The organism is Paenibacillus sp. HGF5 (genome assembly GCF_000204455.1).
GTDB classification, from domain to species: Bacteria; Bacillota; Bacilli; order Paenibacillales; family Paenibacillaceae; genus Paenibacillus_AQ; species Paenibacillus_AQ lautus_A.
The window spans coordinates 1-20,930 of sequence record NZ_AEXS01000022.1; the positions used below are offsets into that span (position 1 = coordinate 1).

Sequence of the window (20,930 nt, forward strand, 5' to 3'; positions counted from 1 at the left end):
TCTTCCCCCCAGAGCGAGCTGGGTGGCGTTAGTGGGACAGCAGGCCCCAATGTTCTTTATCGTCGGAGACATACATCGATACGGTCAAAGGCACGAGGATTGAGTTGGTAGGATAATCTTGGAAGAAGTGAGCGGTAATCTTTCCGATTGACTTTTCCTCACCGAGATCAAAGACGACTTCCCGCGTTTTTCCACGCAGATGCCCTACCCATGCCGGGTCATTCATATCCAACGTGCCGTATTTTCCATCCGTAAGTTTGTAATCGCCGTCAGGATGCGACGCTTCTGGCTCCTCAGACCATTCATATGGGAGGCCGGCCGCAAGATTGCGGAATTGCGTATCCTCCACTGCCGGAGCAGGCGATTTAGCCTGCACCGCAGAAATCGAGGAAATCAGCAATACTGCTGTCAGCAGGACGGATCCCCATTTCTTGTTCATAGTCATTAGGTCAGCTCCTTTTTAATCTCAAGTGTAGAAATGCCTGAAATCTTTACCCGCTTTGTGATGGATACTTAAATGGATCCCCCCTTTCACGAAATTCGGCAAACGCCATCGTTGGAACCGCTTTCACAAACAAAGATTTCTCATTCCTCATTTCCTTCTTTGTTCGCGGACTTGTACGGCATCCGGGGTACGCACTTCCCAAGCCCGAACGCCGCGGATGTCCGCCATAATTACCGCGCAGTAAGTGATTCCGTTTCATATTGCCTATTCCGCATCGTTTTGCAGTTGTGTACAATTAAACGCCCGCTTCCTCCTTCTGATACATCTCGGTCAGCTTGATGCTTCTGCCTTGCTGCAAACGGGATCGTTCGGAAGCGAAGGCAATCAAATGGCTTTGCAAGGAAGCGGTAGCCGATGTAAGGCCTTGAGACGGGTTGCGGTCGAACTGATGTACATTTTTGAGGAAAGAGCTCACCATGCGCTCATCGCCTCCGCCGTGACCGTCGCCCTGCACGCTGCATTTAATTTCAATCTCTTCGCCCGTCGCATAGCGGTACAGCGTAAATGAGCCCTTATCCATGTCGCCAATGATCTCTCCCTGCGTGCCCATAATCTGCACACGGCGAGTACCGCTTTGGGTTAATCCCGACATAATAAAGTTAGCATTAGCGCCGCTGACAAATTCCATATTGACGACCTGATGATCGACCACATTGTTATCGCAGCGATAGACGCAGCGGCCGAACGGTCCTTCCTTGAGCGCGCGGATAATGCCTTCCTGTGATAAATCATGAGTCATATAGCGCGCCCAATGATCGGCAGGCTGCTCCAAATACATTTTAATCGCTGAAAAGGCACATTCCCTCTCCGCTTCGCAACCATCGATGCAGCGGTCTGCTGCACCCTCCGGCGCGTTCTCGGCTTTAAAATGAAGCAATGAGCCAAAGGAGCTGACCGCTGTGCATGGTTCATCCATCAGCCAGGAGATGAGATCCAGGTCATGGCAGGATTTGGCCAGAATCATCGGGCTTGTTTCCTCGGAATTGCGCCAATTGCCGCGTACGTAGCTATGAACCATATGGTGATAGCCTACGTTCTCTGTCAGCTGAATGGTGCCGATTGCACCCAGCTCCCCCTCCTCGATGCATTTCTTGATGCCCGACCAGAACGGGGAATAGCGAAGCACATGCGTGACCACCAGCAAACGCTTAAACTTAAGGGACGCTTGCTCCAGTTCGATGCATTCCCGTGCATTCGGTGACATCGGCTTCTCCAGCATGACATGGTAGCCAAGCTCCAACGCTTTCATTGTCGGTATATAATGCATCCGATCAAGCGTGCAGATGATCATCACGTCGGCTATCTTTCCCTGCTCGAATGCTTGTTCCCATGAATGATAAACATGCTCTTCGGCGATTTGATGAATCTCTGCAAAACGCTGTCTGCGTTCATCATCCGGCTCGGCTACGGCAACAAACTTCAGCTCATTCGGAAATTTTTCCGCATACGGTCCATAGATGTATCTTCCTCTACTGCCTGCGCCTAATAGTACAGCCGTTAATGTTCTCAATGTTAGTCCCCCTTGCATGTACAATTGCATTATAATTTCATTGTAAGGGGTGACTCCGCCCATCAAAATAGATCATTGCTTACATTCCATATACATTTATTGACCTTGCTGCATCGTTTCGGTGCGGGCCGTCCGAAAATCCTGCGGCGTCATATCATTTTGCTTCTTAAAGAAGCGGATAAAGGCAAGCGCTGAATTGTAACCGAGCTTGGCGGCGATTTCATTGACCTTCATGGATGTATTGAGCAGCATATCTTTTGCAATGACATTGCGGTAATCATTTACGTATTTAGAAAGACCAATTCCCGTGATCTGTTTGTATAGCCTTGAGAGATAGGATGGATTCAAGCTGACATAATCCCCGATCGCGGTTAGGGAAATATCATCCGCAATATGCTCCTCTATATAACGATGCACCTTATTGACGACCTCCGCCGGCAGCTCTGTCCCTCGAAGCGCATTCCATTCAAAAAAGCTGTCCGCAATTTGCCAATAGTATGGAATCAGTTCCGTCCATGAAGCGGTCTCCTCCTGGCGGAACAGCAGATCCAAATTAATCTGGGTGTTCATATAGTCTCGCATATCTTTATTTTTGTGCAAATGTGCCAGAAATACCGCAGATAGGAAATGGTACAACTCAACCTTGCGCTCATAAGGAGTATCCGGATCGTTCCAGATATCTGTCAATTCAACAAACAGATGATTAAACTGCTCGCGGTGATTATTTTCAAGACAGCTCATCAGCAGCTGTACGCGAGCGTGAAAAAAGCTGTCATAATAGCTTTTCGCCTTCTCTTTTTCTTCGGACTTCTGAAGATCTTGATCGGTCATGATGACCTCATGGAACAAGCCATGGCCTTGCATAAGACCGTATTTCATCGCATGAAAACGATCCGACAGCCGATTCCATGGGACAGCCTCGCTGCCAATAAGAAAAGATACGGAGAGGTTCAGCAGCCTTTTGCTGGTCGCCTGGATCGTCTCCAAATTGCCGCTCACATAGCGGTATGCCCGGGTCCATTCCATCGTACGGGTATCCGCCGTTATCTCCGGACTGGCTTTAGGCTGAAAGATCCATACCATTTTGTTCATATCAAATACAACAGAGAAGCAGCGCACATGGGCGGATAAATACTCATCGCCGATATTTTGAAGGGCGTAAGCGAGCAAAGCCTTGTCCGGCGCCGTGAACATTTCCTTCCAGGCATCGATCCGGCCAGTCAGTAAATAGACGGGCAGCGATGCGTCGAGCGGAATGTCCATTTCCGCAAAAGCGTCCCGAAGCTGCTGCCCCGTCATCGTCTTGCCTTGTAATAAACCCCAGATATATTCCTTCTGCAGGGAAGGCATCGCTATTCTCATTTTGGACTGGGCCCGCAAGATCATTTGAGCCTGACCCTGTTCCTCTTCTATTTCCTCTATCGCCCGTTCAACGGTATGAATGATCTTCTCGTCGCTTTCCACTTTCAGCAAATAATCAAAGGCGCCGAATGTTAGGGCGTTCTTCGCATAGTGAAAATCATTGAACCCGGTCAATAAAATAACTTTGCACGCCGGCCACTGCGATTTGATTTCCTGCAGCAGCTCGATGCCCTCTATGCCGGACATCTTAATGTCCGAAATCACAATGTCCATCCGATGATGGGACAGCACCTCAAGGGCCTCTTCGCCGGAATAGGCTTTCATGACCTCAAGCTCCAAATGCTCCGTCTTCTCGAACAACTCCAGAAGACCATCTACAATAATCGGCAGATCATCCACGATTAATAGCCTGTACATGGCGATTCCTCCTTAGCTCAAACTCAGTTTAATAATAGCTTGAAGCCCGCCAAGCTCAGAACGTGATACGGTAATCCCATACTCTTCTCCATAACGAAGCTGAATTCTGCGATGAACATTAAACAGGCCGGTTGTCTCCTCCATCTGGTTCGTTGAATAACGCAGCCTCTTGCCCAGCGCTTCGATCTCCTCGTCCGTAATGAACTCGCCGTTATCCTCTACATAAATGTACAAAGCATCATTTCCCAGCTTGCTGTGCACCCATAGCTCGCCCTTGCCGCGCATATTGCCGAGGGCGTACTTATAAGCATTTTCAATAATCGGCTGCAAAATCAATCGGGGGACTTCAATCGGCTGGGCTTCGACTTCAAACAGCACTTGGATTCGATCTCCGTAACAAATCGACTGCATCTCCACATAAGTGCGGGAATGCTCAAGCTCCATCTCCAGCAGAATGTCGTCATCATGATGGCGAGTAATGAACTGAAAATATTGCCCGATGTACAAACAGAACTGGTAGGCTTTTTCCTTCTGGGTATCGGATTTAATCAAGCGGCAAAGCACGAAAAAGCAATTATATAAAAAATGAGGATTTATTTGCGATTGCAATCGCTTCAGCTCCGAACGCTGATTGCGAATTTGCTGCTCATAATTTTCCTCAATCAATGTTTTCAAAGATTTCACGGTATCGTTAAAAGCCTGGTATAAATAGCCGAACTCATCCTGCCTGCGGTCGATCAATATCGGCTCCAGCTCGTTTTGCTGCATGCGGCGGAAGGAACGCACCAGCTTTAACAACGGACGGTATATTAATCGGATGATAAAATAGGTAAAAAATAAAAAAATACAAACAGCAAGCGCGCAAGCCCACCAAAACAATGCCCTATATACCTGCAATGAACCGAGAATCATCTCTTCCGGTATGCAAGTTACCGTGTATGAATTCCAGAGAGTGGAATACTTGAATACGGTTAGAAAGCGCTTGTTTTTATAATGAATCGTATCATAGCCTTCATCTATTTTCGCTGCCTGCTTCTCAAAAGCCAGCTGCTTCATCAGATCATGTAATTCAAGGTCGGAGCCGCTATTGATTTCCCAGCCGCGCTCCAGATTAAACAATACGGTCTGGCCTCCCCTGCTATTGCCGATTTGCGCTAAGGTTTCTTTAATTTTGCCGGTTGAGAGCTCTACGCCTACCACATAGAGCGGGTTTTTTTTGCTTGCAGGGTACTGCATCGTAATAAACAGTCGGTCCTGCCAGTAAATAAAGGGCTCCGTATAAAGCTTCTTGTCCGGCTGCATCGCTTCATATTCTTCCGCATTCAGCTTTGTTTCAAAGCTGTTGCTCAGCACAGTGCGCTCGATTAGCGGAATGTACGCCTTCGCCTCGCGAATGAACGGACTGGAATTTTTCATTAAATCCAGGCGGTGCTGAATATCCAATATTTTATACGACCGCTCATAGGAGTTCATCTGCTCGCCTGTCGCCGCCACTTCCATCAAATCCCTGTCCATAACGTAGTTAGGCAAATATCGGCTGATCCGGTCTGCTTCCTGATCCAGGGATTCTAAATAAAACCTTGTCGTATTCAAAATCGAATCGGATATTTCACTGCGGATATGATCGGCCCCTTGCTCATTCATCATCCAGGTAATTGCCATAAGCGGCAGTAAGGCTGCCAAAAAGGCAGCCATTATTTTTTTGAATATGGAGGAATCCTGTAATAAGAATATACTTTTCATCGTTTGTTCTCCTGTGCCCGAGATCTACGACTTTCCTTGTCTATTCTTTTACACTTCCCATCACAATGCCCTTGATGAAAAACCGCTGCAAGAATGGATAGACAATAAGAATCGGGAAAGCCGCAACAAAGATTTGTGCCGCCCTGCTTGTACGGTCAGACAGCTGCAGCATGAGTTCCACATTTTCTGATTTAAGAAATCGGAAATCCATCTTAATAATAACGGTTTGCAAGAAGGTTTGCAGCGGGTAATTTTCCGGATGATTCATATAAAGCATGCCATCGAACCAGCTATTCCAATGCCCTACCATCGTAAACAGCCCCGTTGTTGCCAGTGCGGGCAACGATAGCGGAACATATATTTTCCAAAGCGTTGAAAAATGCCCGGCTCCGTCAATCCGTGAAGCATCCTCAAGCTCCCTGGGCAGATTGCGGTAAAAGTTCAATAGCAGGATGACGTTGAACACGTTAATTGCCATAGGTAGCACCAACGCTCCGAGAGTATCAATAAGTCCCAAGCTTTTAATCGTCAAATAGGTAGGAATGAGTCCGCCGTTGAACAAAATCGTGAAAACAAATATCCATGCATAGACGGTTCTTAGACGAAACGTATTGCGATCCTTGGATAAAGGATAAGCTGTAATAATCGTTAACAACATACTTAATACCGTCCCGACAACAACCCGTTGAATCGAAATGCCAAAGGCTCTTACATACTCAGGCTTGCCGAACACATTATCATAAGCCGCCGTTGTAAACTCTACAGGCCACAGCGCAACCTTGCCGGCTGCCGCCGCCGAACCCGAGCTAAACGAAATCGCCAAAATATGAAGGATCGGCATTAAGCATAAAAAAGATATAAACGCTAGAAAGACTAGGTTGCAAACTAGAAAAGCCCTTCTTCCGAATGACGGTTTAATAACCACGGTCAGTCTCCTTTCTGAATCACCGACTTTTCATCTATTAGAAAATACGGTAATTCGCTAGTCGGTATGCGAGTACGTAGGATACGGAAATGAAAATAAAGGATACGACGGATTTCAATAAGCCGACAGCTGTGGCAAATCCGAACTGGGCTTGCTGGATCCCCATACGGTAGACAAAAGTATCAATGATATCGGCACTTTCATAAACCGGCGCGCTGTACAGGTTAAAGATTTGATCAAATCCCGCATTCAGCACATTGCCGATATTAAGCGTCAGCATAAGAACGATGATCGGCATCATGCCCGGCAGCGTCACGTGAAGCGTTTGTTTCCAGCGGCCCGCACCATCGATTTGAGCGGCTTCATAAAGCGTAGGATTAATTCCTGTCAGTGCTGCCAAATAAACAATGGTACCAAATCCAAATTCTTTCCATACATCGGAGATGACCATGACATAAGGGAACCAGTTATTATCGCCAAGAAAGAAAATCGGCTTCATGCCGAACCATCCAAGCAGCTGGTTCAATATGCCGGAGGAAGGAGACAAAATATCGACCAAAATCCCGCTCAGCAGCACCCAGGATAGAAAATGGGGCAGATAGACCAGGGTTTGGAACGTTCTTTTCATCCATTCTCTACGCAATTCATTAAGCAAAATTGCTATCGTGATTGGCACGAACAAACCGGCAACGATTTTCATTACAGCAATGTATACCGTATTAAAGAAGATGCGGCCGATATCCGGATAATCCATTAACAGCTGGAAGTTCCTCCATCCGATAAACGGGGAGCCGAACAACCCTTTATTCGGCACATATTTTTGAAAAGCCATCATGATTCCTGTCATAGGAATGTAACTAAAAATAACAATCATAGCTAAACCCGGCAGCAGCATCAAATGAAGCGGCCATTCCTTCTTCCACATGCGCGTCAGACTATTCATATCTTCACCTCGCTGATTCACTTTTCATGTTGTGCGCATTCCTTGCTCAAGAACCTGATTGTTCTTGAAAAAAGGAGGGATTGCATAGATTCAATCCCTCCTTTGCGCTACAGATCCTATTTCATCGATTGATACCACTCGTTAACTTCTTTCGTGATTTCATCGCCGCCAAGCTTCTTCCACTCTTCAACGAATGTATCGAATTCGTCTACGGATACTTGGTTCATTATGATTTTGATGAATATTTCATCACGTTTCTTCGTTAAAATTTCTTGACGGTCTGCCATCGTCGGCGTAGGTGCGCCGTAGAATTTGTTTTGCAGGTATTCTTTGTTTTGCTGGATTTTTGGGTTATGCGATACCGCTCCGTTCGGCCCCGAAATCAGCACTTCCCACCACATATTGATATCGCTACCATCGATAAATTTCATCGCACGTTCATAACGACCCTTCTGGTCTGCAGTTTGAAGAATGCTAGGATCTTTCGTTTCGATCGCTTTCGGCAGAATTTCGCCGTTGTTATCCATCTGTTTGCCTACGCGAAGCGGGTTCAGCAGCCAGTAGTTGTTGCCTTTTTCTTGTTTGTCTTTACCATACAGATAGATTTTTTGCTCATCTGTCGGATTCATCGTATTATCAACGACGATCCATTGGTTCAGCAATTTGATAACGCCTTCAGGATGCTTGGCTTGTTTAGAGATCACATAGTACTCGTCAACACCAAGACCAATTTGATTCAATGTAGGCTTGTTGTCTACGGAAGGGATAGGGAACACTCCCCATTCTTGAACAACCTTCCCGTCTTTCACAGCGCCCTGCACAAGCTGCGCCGGTGTCCAGGAAGCACCAAATACCATGCCGATGCTGCCGTCGTAGATGAGCTCAGCGGCTTTTTCCGTATCTTTAACCGCAAACTCAGGATCGATCAACCCTTTTTTGAACATGTCTTGCAGCGCTGCAAGCGCCTGCTTCATCTCGGGCTGGATATCACTGTTCATCAAACCGCCGTTCCCATCTTCCATCCAAATGTTTTCATAAGCGTGATAGCCGTTCAAGAACGCTCTCAGACCGGTAACGCCTGTCTCGATACTAAATGGATTTTTGCTGACCGCAATACCGTAAGCTTGTTTTGTGCCGCCAGGATTCTTGGTTTTGAACGCTTCGGCAATTTTTATGAAATCATCCATTGTTTTAGGCTCAGGCAAGCCAAGTTCTTTCAGCCAGTCTGTACGAACGAACAAGTATTGATAGTTGAACGGGTTGTATGAGCTTGGAATCCCCATCATTTTCCCGTCGATCATCGCAGTTTTCATCTGCATGCCGCCGTCCATGGTCAGAAACTTTTTCGTCTCTTCCGTAGCATGCTGATCATAAATCTCTGTCAAATCCATAATCATATCCGCTTCAGTAAGCTCTTTAAGCTGTGCGGCGTTTACAAGCAAGAAATCCGGAAGATCGTTGGATGCGATCGCAATTTTTACTCTCTCTTTAAATTGGCTTACATCGGCAATCCACTTGTTTGTAATTTTGACACCGATATCTTTTTCATAAACGTCATAAACTGAGTTTTTGTCGAAGTCTTCACCTTCGTCAAATTTCAAGTAAGGATCGCTTGGCGAAACCGTTGAAACCTCAACGATATCATTGCTGTTTCCTGTGCCTGGCGTTTGGATTGGTTCCTTGGAATTTCCAGGTGGTTGGTTTGGCTCAGACGACGTTTTGAAGCCGCAGCCTGTAATCGCCAATGCAAGCGTCAAGGAGATCATTGCAAGTGCCTTTTTGCTCTTCAAATTTTACCCCTCCGGTACATTTCGTTTAGTTTTCTGCAAATTGTATTGCAGTCTTTCATAATTCCAGTATAGAAAGAAGCCCCCCGCTGTTCTATATACTAGTCTTTACTTTCGTATACACCTCTTGACACCAGGCAAAAAGCAAATAATTACCGTGATTCACTTATACATCGGCGGCGTTTACTTTTCAATTGAAACACCTCAAAATGTATGTATGAAAGTAAATAACAGTATCTGGTTGAAGGCATGCCTTGTCTATATACTTAGCATACAAATTCATGTTTGTCTGGAGGCGTTGGATCATAATGAAACTTCATATTGCCTATGACCATCCCATTGCTATCAATGCTTTCGAATGGACACCTGCCACTTATCGGCAGCCGCCTCATGTGCACGCAAGTCTGGAGATCGGCCTCTGTTTAACAGGCAAAGGCTATTTTTACTTTGGCAACAAACAATATGCAGCGAAACCTGGCGACTTATTTCTGGTCAATAATGAAGAACGGCATATTGCCCAATCTGCCCCCGACGACCCGAGCCGCTATCTTTTTATTAACTTTGATCCCGCGCTGCTGCTAGCGGAAGAGCCCGGTCTGCTGCTGCCATTCTCCTATCGCTCCACTCATTTTTGCAATCATATTATGGGCGGCTCGCCCCTCGCCACACTGCTTACGCCTTGGGTGCTGGCTATAGCGGAAGAGCTGCGGGAGAAATCCCCGGGTTATGTGGTCATGGCCAAAAGCGCGCTCATTCAGCTGTGCGGCCGTCTTCTTCGACATTACAACGGTTTGCTAACCGATGAGGAGCGTCATCATATGGTACATTCCGTTCGCCAGGCGCAATCGTTGGCCGCTTTGGTCGAGCATCGTTACCACGAGCCGGTTAGCTTAGGGGAATTGGCTGATGAACTTGGTTTAAGCGTCTCGCGCGCGAGCCGGGCATTTCTGGAAACGACCGGTTATCGTTTCTCGGAATATGTTTCCTTGCTTCGTGTCCAGGCTGCCAAGCGTGAATTGGCAGGAACGGACAAAGCTGTTGCTGATATTGCATTCGAATGCGGTTTTCAAAGCTTGCCGACCTTTTACCGCGTATTTAAAGAGAATGTCGGTCTGTCCCCGGTCCATTATCGGCAATCTATGGGGATTACGGAGTGAGCAAAAAATGAGAATAATGCTTTCCTAATTTGAGAAGTCATTGCCGGCATGGCTGGTTATAATCAAGGCATATGTTGATTTCATGTATTTCAGGAGGGCAACTGTGATGACGAAATGGATTGGACTGAGGGAAATAGTTCGCGACGAAATAAAACAGCGCGGAGAAGAAGGCTGTCATGTAGAGGGGATGACCGAACGTCTGGAAGCAGCAGGCACAAACGAAGCAAAGCTTATGGAAGTATACCAGGCTTTAATGGCTCTTGAACCGCATGCGGATTTCAAGTATTTCGAGCCGTCGCAATTGGAGGCCATTCGCGCCGAACGTCCGGATGGACCGAGACTCCTGTCCGGAAACTGGGATGAGCTTAAATGGCAGGATAAATTTCATGGTGCGTGGCTCGGCCGTTCGGCTGGCTGCGCGCTCGGAAAACCTCTCGAGGCTCCTTCCTTCATGCAAGGCTCGGGCGGAAGACCCGGCTGGCACAATATTAAGTTGTGGTTCGAAGGCGCAGGGCAATGGCCGATTCGCCACTATACACCGGGCGATTCAACTGCAGAAGCCGAGTACGGTATCGAGATCGCAAGGTGGAGCAGCTTGGCCAGCTGCCGGGATAACATTCGTTTTATGGAAACGGACGATGATGTTCGATATACCGTTCTCGGTCTGCTCATGCTTGAGGAACGCGGATTTGATTTCAACTCCTGGGATGTAGGCAAGCTGTGGCATCGTCATTTGTCATTCGGGCAGGTATTCACGGCAGAAGCTCAGTCCTATCTTAATTTCGCTCGTGTCACTTCACATATTAGCGGCGATGAGCCAGACGACTGGGAGAAACATATCCACTGGGGGCGTTCTTATTTGAATCCCTACCGCGAATGGATCGGCGCCCAGATCCGCGTGGACGGCTATGCATACGGTGCTGCCGGCCAGCCCCAGCTTGCAGCTGAGCTTGCTTGGCGTGACGCTTCCTTCTCCCACGTGAAGAATGGGATTTACGGCGCCATGTTTTGCTCGGCAATGATTGCCGCCGCATTCGTTGAACGTGATATGAAGCGAATTGTTGAGATCGGATTGAGTGAAATTCCGAAACGCAGCCGACTTGCAGAAGATATCGCATTAGCGGTCAACATTGCTGAGGAAACGGAAGACACATTAGAATTGGTGAGTAAAATATGGGAAGCGTTTAAGCACTATCACCCGGTTCATACGAACAATAATGCTGCATTATGCGCGGCTACGCTCATTCATTCCGGAGGGGATTTCGAGAAAGGCATTACGACAGCCGTGCTTGGAGGCTGGGACACCGATTGCAATGGCGCCACCGTCGGCTCCATTCTTGGCGCATCGCTTGGAGCAGCGGCACTTCCTGAGAAGTGGATCTCGCCGCTAAACGATACGTTGTATGCCGATGTCAGTGGCTTCCACCCCATTGCCATCTCCGAATGCGCTCAAAGAAGCTATTGGGTCTTCCGAAAATTGCAGCATTAACATGATTTAGGATGAATCGAGTATAATGCGGTATCATATTAAACTAATATGTCCGTTAACATAAGAGGCAGCTGATCGCTCTGATCAGCTGCCTTCTTTTTTATCGAACTTCTCTTGAGAAATTGCCCAAACATTAACTTTCCAAGCATTTAAATAAAATCTGTGTAACACCCCCGATAATATCCTCTTTGGTAAGTGTTCTGTACGCCCGATGAACTCATTTCGATAACTCATTTTAGAAGGTATAAGCCATTTTCGTGTAGTATTTTATCTGCTTCGCTGCAGGTCGGACGCCGATACATGCATCTTACTGCCCGCGTCCTGCGTGTCGCCTTTGTTTTAATGACAATTGAAAAATCGCCATCTATACTAAACCTATAAAGCGTATGGAATGGAGGAGCCGTCTATACATGAAAATTTCACTCGACATCGACCCGCGCAACGAAGAAACCACGGTGACGATTCACTGCAAAGAATTGACCCCAGCCATCCAGGAGATCCTCGAGTACCTCAATAAGAATGACACGGATTTGATCGTCGGAAAAGATGGAGAGAACCAGCACTTAATTAAGCACGAGGAAATACACTACTTTCGTACAGAAGGCGATGTGGTCACAGCCGCCACCTCAGAAGGAATCTTTAAAGTAAAAGAAAAATTATATGAGCTCGAAAACTCCCTTCCCTCCCACCGGTTTATCAGGATCTCAAAGTCCGTCATTGCAAACCTCTATGCAATGAGCCATTTCGAACCATCATTTAACGGGACCCTTTGTGTTCACTTTAAATCAGGTGAAAAAGAATATGTTTCGCGACATTACATTGGCCGAATTAAAGAAGTTTTAAGAATGAACAGGGGGGAAACGAAATGAATGCATTTTTTTTCAGAAGCATGATCGGTATATTCTTCGGGGCCTTTATTGCTGTAATGACTACAAGTGCGCTTATTTATTTTGGCGGACAATCGACTATAGACGGAATGCATTTTATTAAAAATGCATTGGGTTATATATTCTGCGGCTGGCTGTTTACTGTCACCCCCCTCTACTTTGAAATCCGCTCACTTGCCCTGCCCATGCAGACAGCTCTGCACTTTCTAACAGTCACCATACTCTACTTTATATTAAGCCTATGGGTTGGCTGGATTCCGTTTGATGTAAAGAATTTTTTGATATACCTGGCAATCTCTATTTTCGTTTACGCCATCGGATGGATTGGGTTTTATCTTTATTTTAAAAATGAATCAAAAAAGCTGAATAACGATCTTAGAAAGCATTGAATAAAAGGAGGATACGCATGGAGAGTGTCATTACAGTTCACAATTTATCGAAAAACTTTGGCGGGACCAAGGCAGTAAAGAATCTTTCCTTTGATGTTTACAAAGGTGAAATCTTCGGGATTATCGGACCGAACGGCGCAGGGAAAACGACCACCCTCGAAATCCTGGAAGGAATCTCTGATCCAAGCGAGGGAGCGGTTGAAGTCCTTGGACTTGTCCCCAATAAGCAGCTTCGGGAGTTAAATAAGAGAATTGGTGTCCAGTTTCAAGCCACTTCGATCCAGAAGAAAATGAAAGTAAAAGAAGCGCTGGATCTCTTTTCTTCATTTTACGATAACGCTACGCAGAAAGATCATTTCATAGAATTGCTTGGCTTAAACGAAAAGCTGAACGTAAAATTTGATGACTTATCCGGCGGATGGAAACAGCGGGTAACTCTTGCTTTAGCCACTCTCCATGAGCCTGAAATCTTATTTCTTGATGAGCCGAGCATGGGTCTTGATCCATCGGCAAGGCGGGAAATGTGGTCTTTGATCCGGCTGTTACGGGACCGTGGAAGTACGATTGTGGTGACCACGCACTATATGGAAGAAGCTGAGCAGCTGTGCGACAGGGTGGCGATGATATACAGCGGCCAATTAAAAGCTTTAAACTCCCCTCGTGAATTATTAAACGAAGGTGCTGCTAATTGTCTTACCTTTATCAGTGAAGGACTCGCCCCCGAATATCTAAGCTCGCTTCCCGGCGTGGAGCGCGTTGAAAAGAATCAAGACGAATTCAAAGTGTTTTGTGATGACCAGCAGACGACGGCTTATCACATTTTCAGTTACTGTCAGGAAAAAGGCATCCCATTGTCCAGCTTCAGGTTTGAGAAAGGCTCTCTCGATGATTTATTTATCCAGTACCTGGAAAAGGAGAAAATCGGATGAAGGCAATCGTAAAACTCGCCAGTTTAGAAACGAAAATGTTCTTTAGAGACCGTTTAAGCATGTTTTGGACATTCCTCTTTCCCGTTGTGATGATTGGACTGTTTGGATCCATGTTTGTTGGAGATAACATGAGCAAAAGGGCTTTTGCGGAATATTTTGTTCCTTCGTGGATTGGCGTCAATATCGTAACCACTTCCTTTTTTACACTGGGAACTGTTTTAACCAATTACCGGGAAACGGGCGTATTAAGAAGATATCAATCAACACCGCTCCAGCCATGGAAAATCCTCGCCGCCCATACCTTTCAAGGAACCGTCATCTTTGCTATATCCGCCATGCTCCTGATGGTCTTTGGCATGCTGCTCTACGATTTGACCCTGCCGGCCTACATCGGAAGCACCCTGCTTTCATTGCTTATTAGCATCCTCGCCTTTTTCCCATTTGCTTTATTCTTGACCTCATTAGCAAAAAACACTCAGGCTGCTTCCGCAATCAGTTCATTATTTCTAAACCTGATGCTGTTCCTGTCAGGAGCGACATTCCCGCTGGAAATGATGCCGACGGTTCTTCAATATGCAGCGAAAATACTACCGCTCTATTACGTCATTCAGTTGCTGCGGGGGACGTGGACAGAAGCGCCAATTACGGAGTATGGCTTTGAAGCTGCTGTTTTGATTGGCATTGCCATTGTATCTGTTGTGCTTGCTACACGGTTTTTCCGGTGGAGCGGGAAGTAGCCACCATTGGCCTAGCCTTATTTAATGGAGGGATTTGGTTATAAACCTCTCGATGTACAATATCGTTATACTCAAGCTCCCTTTTGTTTATATCCGGTATCGATTGTTGAAGCTCGCTGAATCTCATAGTTTTCGTTGGAAATCAGTTGAAGCAAAATGACGGGCTTCCATTTCCCCACCAAACTATCAATTCAGTAGTGAATATGCTATCAGAGAATCGACCTGCAGTTCGATTCTCTGCCTTGCCATTATCGATGATACGGTTCTCCGCAAATGATCTCATACGATCCTGCCCTTACTCTCTCATTCTTCTACCTTTATTTGCTTGGCGCAATCCCTTTTATCAGCAATTCCGTCCATTGGGCGGTATAAGGAAGAATCTTCGGGTAGATATGCGGGCTGGAGATCCCCTCAACCAGGGCCTGGAAATAAACAAGGAGAAATTCATCCGAGTATTTCAGATCAACCTTGCCTTCTTTACGCCCGCGGTGAAACAAATCCAACATAAGACTGTAGCTTTCATTGACGTATTGCTGCATCATCAGCGATAATCCGTCATCGTCCTTCTTCGTAAAATAATCCATTAAATCCAAATAAAACTGTTTATTGATTTTTTTCAGAAAATTGATTTTGTTCTGGCTCATGGCAATGATCGTTTCTTCGAAAGGTTTATTTTCGGCCATGATTTCTCGGGCCGTTTCCCCCATCTGAGTTAAAAAATACTTAAACACCTCATGGAGCAGGTTTTCTTTACTCCCAAAATACTTAAAAATCGTCGTTTTACCGACATTGGAATGTTTAGTAATCTCATCCACCGTTACATTTTCGATACCTGCATCGGTATTCATCAACTTAAAAGTCGCTTCGAGAACTTGTTTTTTCTTCTCTTGCGTCCGCTTTTCAAAACCATTCATTCCTCATTCCTGCTTTCTGGCTATTATGACTAAAAAAATTTTTAAGAAGGATTTAGTTCGTATTTTTCCTTCCTATTAATTATATAGCGAAATTATGAATTATCAAACGCATCAGAGTTCTAAATTTAGTTTTATTTACATTGACTATGACCATTATCGGGTGTATAACTGAAACTGTAAATGAACTTTGGTTTAAAACAAGGCAGATAATCCAAATATACGAACTATTAATTCATCATTAGTTCACTATTCAACAGAAATAAGCTTTGCTTTAAACTGGAAAGCACGTTACTAAAACTGGTTAAGAAGGAGTTTTAGTGCTATGACAAACATTGTAAAGGTGCAAGGCTTGCAAAAAAGCTTCGGGAAGTTCAAAGCGTTGCAAGACGTATCATTTACGGTAAATGCCGGGGAAGTTGTCGGATTTATCGGGCCGAACGGCGCGGGGAAATCCACAACAATTCGTACGTTACTTGGGATTATCCGTCGGGATGCCGGGGAAGCGAAGATCTTTGGCAAGGATGTATGGAAAGACAGCCTTGAGATTCATAAACGAATTTCTTATGTTCCTGGGGATGTGGCGCTTTGGGGCAGCTTAACTGGCGGCGAAATCATTGATTTATTTATGAAATTGCATGGCGGCGGAGACAAAAATAAACGCGACTATTTGATTAAACGGTTTGAATTGGATCCGAAGAAGAAAGCCAAGGGCTATTCCAAGGGAAATCGGCAAAAAGTCGGCCTGATTGCGGCTTTGGCCGTTGACTCCGATTTGTATATTTTCGACGAACCGACTTCCGGTCTTGATCCGCTGATGGAAGCCGTCTTCCAGGATGAGGTCGAAAAAATCAAGCTTGCGGGAAAAGCCATCTTACTGTCCTCTCATATTTTGAGCGAAGTGGAACGGTTGGCCGATAAAGTGGTCATCATTCGCCAAGGCAAAGTGGTTGAAACCGGGACATTGGATGAGTTGCGTCACTTAACCCGTTCGACGGTAACGATGGTAACGCAAGACAATGTGGCTATAATGGCATCCGTTAACGGTGTCCATGATTTCAAGCAATCCGGCAATCAAGCGACATTTTCCGCGGATAACGAATGTATCAATGAAATTTTGTCCGAAGCGGCAAAGTTGGGCGTCAAGAAGTTTGAGTCCGTGCCGCCTACGCTGGAAGACTTATTCATGCGTCATTATGAAGTCTAAGGGCGGAAACGGAGGAAATTATAATGCAAGAAAAATTTGCGCGATCGCATGTACTATTCGTCCAATTTCTGAAACGTGATTGGAAAAAAATCATCATCTGGATTTTAGGTTTAGGCTTGTTTTCAGCCGGATTTGTTCCTGCTTTTGAAGAAATCGGCAAGGGGCAAGGTTTGCAAGGAATGTATGAAACCTTGCAAAATCCCGCCATGATTTCCATGGTTGGTCCGACACCGGTTGAGACATCAGCAGATTATACCTTGGGCGCGATGTATGCGCACGAAATGTTGTTATTCTGCGGTTTGTTTGCGATGATTATCGCTGCATTGCATGTAGTAAGCCATACTCGCAAAGAAGAAGATCTTGGGCTTACTGAACTCGTCCGTTCCTTCCAAGTGGGCCGTCAAGCCAACTCGCTTGCGGTAATTGCCGAAGTTCTAGTGATCAATATGATATTAGCGCTTGTGATTGGCGGAATGATGACTAGCTATGGAGCAGATACGATTTCGGCCGAAGGAGCCTTTTTGTTTGGCGCATCCATCGGGATGGCCGGGATCTTGGGCGCCGTGATTGCCTTAGTCATGGCACAAATAATGCCGACTTCATCCGGTGCAACCGGTTCATCACTCGGAATTATAGGCTTGCTTTATATTTTTCGCGCCGGTACGGATGTGTCGAATCCTGATCTCTCCATGATCAATCCGATGGGTTGGACGTATCTAACCTATCCTTTTACGGAAAACCATTGGCTCCCCCTGATTGTGGCGATAGTCTTCAGCGTCATAGTCGTGATCATCGCTTTTGCCCTTGAAGGCCGCCGAGATATGGGAGCCGGTTATTTGCCCGAACGTGAAGGACGGGAATCGGCAAAAAAATCATTGCTGTCCGTATCCGGCCTGTTTACGAAGTTGAATAAAGGCGTAATGATCAGCTGGTTGATTGCTTTCGTCATCATGGGAGCAGCCTATGGTTCGATTTATGGAGATATGCGAACATTCCTTCAAAGCAATGAAATCATGAATCAAATGTTTGCGATATCCGGCATTTCCATCGAAGCAGCCTTTACCGGGACCATAATCATGGTCATGATGGGATTGGTTTCCATTTTACCGATTGCGATCGTAAACAAATTATTCACGGAAGAAACGCGGCGGCATTTAAGCCAGCTTTATGCCACAAAAGTGACGCGAGCTCAGCTCTATTGGATGACTGTCATATTGGCCAACGTTGCTGGAATCGTGGGTATTTTGCTCGCTTCAAGCGGTCTTGGCGGGACAGCCATTGCTGCCATGGGTGACGGCTCGCCCCTGAATATGGGGGATTTTCTCGCCCCTGGTTATAACTTCCTGCCCTCCGTGTTGTTTTTTACGGGACTTGCCGCTTTGGCTTTAGGTTGGGCACCAAGACTAGGCAAAGGCGTATATGCTTACCTCGGCTATTCCTTTGCTCTAAACTACTTTGGCGGCATTTTGGAGTTGCCGGAATGGTTCTCGAAAACAGCCGTTCAAAGCTGGATTCCACGGATGCCGGTAGATCCGTTTGATGCTGCAACGTTTATTGCAATCACAGCAATCAGTATTGCCTTCATGGTTTTGGGCTTTGTGGGATATCGCAAACGGGATATGATTGAAGGAGCTTAACCGATAAATAAACTGATCTCATACTTTGATACAAATCGAACAGAAAACGGGCTGAATCCTGTATTTTCAGCCCGTTTTTTTTGCGCATTTACGAAGTTTATCCGGAAGAGTAAACCAATATTGCCAAACTGCTCGCCCGTTATTCGCTGAAACGCGGTTAGTGCTTCATCCATCGCGTAGATCCGCCCATTGGCTTAAATCACCTTTAAGTATTGGGATAGGAAGCATCATTGTCGGGTCAGCCGGCGCGGAGGGAGCGGGCCAGAGTTAGCCCAGCGAGGATCATACCGGTCAGCCCCATCACAATAGCAATGATCGCCCCAGCTCGCCCGACGCCGGTACCGAAATCACCAGTGAATATGGTCAGATGCACCATAGCGTAGACTAAGACGATCAGCCCTAGCACCATGGCCACGATCGACCCGTTTCGCCCACCATTTCCGGTACGACGTACGGAGCGGGCCAGAGACAGCCCACCGATGACCGCGCTGATCAGGCCCACCACCGCATCCATCGTGGCCCAGAGTCGCCCGGGGGTTAATCCGTATCCGACATTACCGTTGGTCACTTCAGCTGAGGCAATAGTTGGAGCAAGTAGAAGTGCACAAAGCACTACGAATGAAACTAGCTTTAATTTCATTTGTTAATTCCCCCTCTCTGTTGTTTTTTCATCATTTGCAGGAGACTTCATGAGTTGTTTAGGAGTTCCTGCTAGATCAACTAGTAAGATCTGTTTACCACCAAAACCTTGTGACAATATCATTGCGGGTACGTAGGCCCGCTTTAAGTCAGGGTTCTTCTCCTAGATTCTCTTTTCTGTCCTAGACGTTCCAACGACCAGAACACTCGTCCGTATGCAATGACTGTGCTGAGCTCAGCTAATTCAAACGTTTTTGTTTGTTTAGATCATCCAGCACTGTCGTACTTCCGTTCTACTCAATTGTTACGGAATTGCCGGATAATCCCCCCTTAATGCCGAGTTCAAACAGCGCTTTCTCAATCGATATCGTATACAATCCGCAGTTCATCCTTCCGTTTTCAAAAATTACGTTTCTCAGAATCCGATTCCCCAGATTAATTGTCCTTCTTGTTCTTCGCGGCTATCTCTCTCCTTTCACAGCCAGTTTACAAAACAAATGTCGAGAACTTATGCAGATCTTCCGCTCTTTGTGTGGATTTCTTTAAGAACCTGCCTTATCACGTTATAATTTTCGGTAAGCGTAGTGTACTCGCTATGGAATCAAACTAAGGGAAGGATGTGATGGGAATGGAACCGAAATTGTTGATTGTGGAGGACGCACCGGGAATGCTGGAGGAGATGCAGACCTATTTGCAACGTGAAGGGTTCAAGGTATTGACAGCCTGTACAGGCAAGGAAGCGCTCATGATCGCCCGGTCTGAACGGCCTGATCTCGTCGTGCTTGATTGGATGCTCCCGGAAAAAAGCGGAATCGACGTATGCCGCGAGATAAGGCAAACCTCGCATTGCGGCATTATTATGGTCACGGCCCGATCGGATGAATCAGATAAAATCGTCGGTCTGGAAATTGGCGCGGATGATTATTTGACGAAGCCATTCAGCTTGCGCGAGCTCGCATCGCGCATCAGAGCTTTGCTTCGCCGTTTACGCGGACCTGAAGACAAGTCGATATTCTTGGAAAGAGACAACCTGATCATTTCCGAGGCCAAATGTCAGGTATTCAAAGACGGTCAGGAACTCCAATTGACACCTACCGAATTCAAAATTCTGTTCACACTCGCGGGTCGTCCCGGCATTGTCTTTAGCCGTTTACAATTGTTAAAGGCTGCTTTGGAGGATGAGTACATGGGATACGAAAGAACGATGGATTCCCATATCCGGAATCTTCGCCGCAAACTGGGAGACGATCCTGCCAATCCTCGATATATTCAAACGGTATATGGTTTCGGTTACCGGTTCGGTGAACGTACATGAAGATGACGGTCCGTATGAAAATGTTCGCCTGTATGGGACTGATCGTTTTCATTGTAAGTATCACTTTCTCCCTGACAACGCAGGTTTACACAAGCGGCTTGATCGATCAATTTCAAAGGGAACAAATCAATGCCAACTATTTGAGCGCATCGCCTGAAGAGCAATTCGAAATTTTTAAATCTTATATCCTTGATAATATGCAGCTGAACGAACTGCTTAATGTCACGCACGGAGTGCGCTTGTTCTTTTTTGTTGCGATTGGGTTGTTCTTCAGTTATTGGATGTCGGGGGTGCTTACCCTCCCGCTCAAAAAACTTATAGCTGCCATAGAGCGCGTGGCGCAGGGTGACCTGAATGTCAAAGTACCTGTAGACACGAAAGATGAGTATGGGAAAGTTGCCCAAACGTTCAACGATATGACGTTCCGTCTGCGTGAAGCCG

Annotated in this window: 21 protein-coding genes; 10 read left to right on the top strand and 11 right to left on the bottom strand. The window is 46.2% G+C overall.

Annotated features, from left to right (window positions below):
• Positions 1–28 precede the first annotated feature (28 nt).
• From HMPREF9412_RS04255 to HMPREF9412_RS04285, 7 genes are all read right to left on the bottom strand, one after another.
• Positions 29–445, bottom strand: a complete 417-nt coding sequence (locus tag HMPREF9412_RS04255) for a hypothetical protein (protein WP_009590092.1) — start codon at positions 443–445, stop codon at positions 29–31.
• 295 nt (positions 446–740) lie between these two features.
• Positions 741–2,015, bottom strand: coding sequence for a Gfo/Idh/MocA family protein (locus HMPREF9412_RS04260; RefSeq protein WP_085981259.1), 1,275 nt, complete (start codon positions 2,013–2,015; stop codon positions 741–743).
• 96 nt (positions 2,016–2,111) lie between these two features.
• Positions 2,112–3,794 (bottom strand): response regulator, encoded by a 1,683-nt coding sequence (locus tag HMPREF9412_RS04265; RefSeq protein ID WP_009590101.1) that lies wholly within the window; start codon positions 3,792–3,794, stop codon positions 2,112–2,114.
• A 12-nt stretch (positions 3,795–3,806) separates the two neighbouring features.
• Complete coding sequence (locus tag HMPREF9412_RS04270; RefSeq protein WP_009590088.1) at positions 3,807–5,537, bottom strand: sensor histidine kinase; 1,731 nt, start codon at positions 5,535–5,537, stop codon at positions 3,807–3,809.
• A gap of 40 nt (positions 5,538–5,577) precedes the next feature.
• Positions 5,578–6,462: a carbohydrate ABC transporter permease gene (locus tag HMPREF9412_RS04275; protein WP_009590106.1), complete on the bottom strand. Its 885-nt coding sequence runs from the start codon at positions 6,460–6,462 to the stop codon at positions 5,578–5,580.
• Between the two features lie 37 nt (positions 6,463–6,499).
• Positions 6,500–7,405, bottom strand: a complete 906-nt coding sequence (locus HMPREF9412_RS04280; protein WP_009590100.1) for an ABC transporter permease — start codon at positions 7,403–7,405, stop codon at positions 6,500–6,502.
• 116 nt (positions 7,406–7,521) lie between these two features.
• Positions 7,522–9,195, bottom strand: a complete 1,674-nt coding sequence (locus tag HMPREF9412_RS04285; RefSeq protein WP_009590103.1) for an extracellular solute-binding protein — start codon at positions 9,193–9,195, stop codon at positions 7,522–7,524.
• A 305-nt stretch (positions 9,196–9,500) separates the two neighbouring features.
• Here HMPREF9412_RS04285 and HMPREF9412_RS04290 point away from each other — a divergent pair, with 305 nt between their 5' ends.
• The 6 genes from HMPREF9412_RS04290 to HMPREF9412_RS04315 all read left to right on the top strand — a co-directional run bounded on the left by HMPREF9412_RS04290 (position 9,501) and on the right by HMPREF9412_RS04315 (position 14,780).
• Positions 9,501–10,349 (top strand): helix-turn-helix transcriptional regulator, encoded by an 849-nt coding sequence (locus tag HMPREF9412_RS04290; RefSeq protein ID WP_009590105.1) that lies wholly within the window; start codon positions 9,501–9,503, stop codon positions 10,347–10,349.
• A gap of 106 nt (positions 10,350–10,455) precedes the next feature.
• Positions 10,456–11,838 carry an ADP-ribosylglycohydrolase family protein gene (locus HMPREF9412_RS04295; protein ID WP_009590099.1) on the top strand — a complete coding sequence of 461 codons (1,383 nt, stop codon included), beginning with the start codon at positions 10,456–10,458 and terminating at the stop codon, positions 11,836–11,838.
• Positions 11,839–12,248: 410 nt separating this feature from the next.
• Entirely contained in the window at positions 12,249–12,707 is a 459-nt protein-coding gene (locus HMPREF9412_RS04300) for a LytTR family DNA-binding domain-containing protein (RefSeq protein ID WP_009590087.1), read from the top strand.
• Entirely contained in the window at positions 12,704–13,114 is a 411-nt protein-coding gene (locus tag HMPREF9412_RS04305; protein WP_009590093.1) for a DUF3021 domain-containing protein, read from the top strand. Before HMPREF9412_RS04300 ends, HMPREF9412_RS04305 begins: the two co-directional genes overlap by 4 nt.
• A 17-nt stretch (positions 13,115–13,131) precedes the next feature.
• Positions 13,132–14,043, top strand: coding sequence for an ABC transporter ATP-binding protein (locus tag HMPREF9412_RS04310; protein ID WP_009590102.1), 912 nt, complete (start codon positions 13,132–13,134; stop codon positions 14,041–14,043).
• Positions 14,040–14,780, top strand: coding sequence for an ABC transporter permease (locus tag HMPREF9412_RS04315; RefSeq protein WP_009590096.1), 741 nt, complete (start codon positions 14,040–14,042; stop codon positions 14,778–14,780). The genes HMPREF9412_RS04310 and HMPREF9412_RS04315 overlap by 4 nt, the downstream gene beginning before the upstream one ends.
• On the opposite strand, the gene HMPREF9412_RS33560 is transcribed toward HMPREF9412_RS04315, so the two are convergent.
• Positions 14,749–14,907, bottom strand: coding sequence for a winged helix-turn-helix transcriptional regulator (locus HMPREF9412_RS33560; protein ID WP_009590095.1), 159 nt, complete (start codon positions 14,905–14,907; stop codon positions 14,749–14,751). The two genes, HMPREF9412_RS04315 and HMPREF9412_RS33560, sit on opposite strands and share 32 nt — an antisense overlap.
• Positions 14,908–15,097: 190 nt before the next feature.
• Positions 15,098–15,694 (bottom strand): TetR/AcrR family transcriptional regulator, encoded by a 597-nt coding sequence (locus HMPREF9412_RS04320; RefSeq protein ID WP_009590098.1) that lies wholly within the window; start codon positions 15,692–15,694, stop codon positions 15,098–15,100.
• A gap of 322 nt (positions 15,695–16,016) precedes the next feature.
• On the opposite strand from HMPREF9412_RS04320, the gene HMPREF9412_RS04325 reads away from it, so the two are divergent.
• Together HMPREF9412_RS04325 and HMPREF9412_RS04330 are read left to right on the top strand one after the other, a co-directional pair.
• Positions 16,017–16,898 (top strand): ABC transporter ATP-binding protein, encoded by an 882-nt coding sequence (locus HMPREF9412_RS04325; RefSeq protein ID WP_009590089.1) that lies wholly within the window; start codon positions 16,017–16,019, stop codon positions 16,896–16,898.
• Between the two features lie 23 nt (positions 16,899–16,921).
• The gene (locus tag HMPREF9412_RS04330; protein WP_009590091.1) at positions 16,922–18,535 is read left to right on the top strand and encodes an ABC transporter permease; all 1,614 of its coding nucleotides are present in this window, start codon (positions 16,922–16,924) and stop codon (positions 18,533–18,535) included.
• Here HMPREF9412_RS04330 and HMPREF9412_RS32775 read toward each other — a convergent pair.
• Both HMPREF9412_RS32775 and HMPREF9412_RS04335 read right to left on the bottom strand, forming a co-directional pair.
• Positions 18,532–18,708 carry a hypothetical protein gene (locus tag HMPREF9412_RS32775; RefSeq protein ID WP_009590104.1) on the bottom strand — a complete coding sequence of 59 codons (177 nt, stop codon included), beginning with the start codon at positions 18,706–18,708 and terminating at the stop codon, positions 18,532–18,534. The genes HMPREF9412_RS04330 and HMPREF9412_RS32775 overlap by 4 nt on opposite strands.
• A 65-nt stretch (positions 18,709–18,773) precedes the next feature.
• Entirely contained in the window at positions 18,774–19,175 is a 402-nt protein-coding gene (locus HMPREF9412_RS04335; RefSeq protein ID WP_036671221.1) for a DUF6223 family protein, read from the bottom strand.
• 627 nt (positions 19,176–19,802) lie between these two features.
• Between HMPREF9412_RS04335 and HMPREF9412_RS04340 the strand changes: the two genes are divergently transcribed.
• Together HMPREF9412_RS04340 and HMPREF9412_RS04345 are read left to right on the top strand one after the other, a co-directional pair.
• Complete coding sequence (locus HMPREF9412_RS04340) at positions 19,803–20,489, top strand: response regulator transcription factor (RefSeq protein WP_009590090.1); 687 nt, start codon at positions 19,803–19,805, stop codon at positions 20,487–20,489.
• The coding region (locus HMPREF9412_RS04345) for a HAMP domain-containing protein (RefSeq protein ID WP_009590097.1) at positions 20,486–20,930 on the top strand (445 nt) is incomplete at its 3' end. The genes HMPREF9412_RS04340 and HMPREF9412_RS04345, both read left to right, overlap by 4 nt.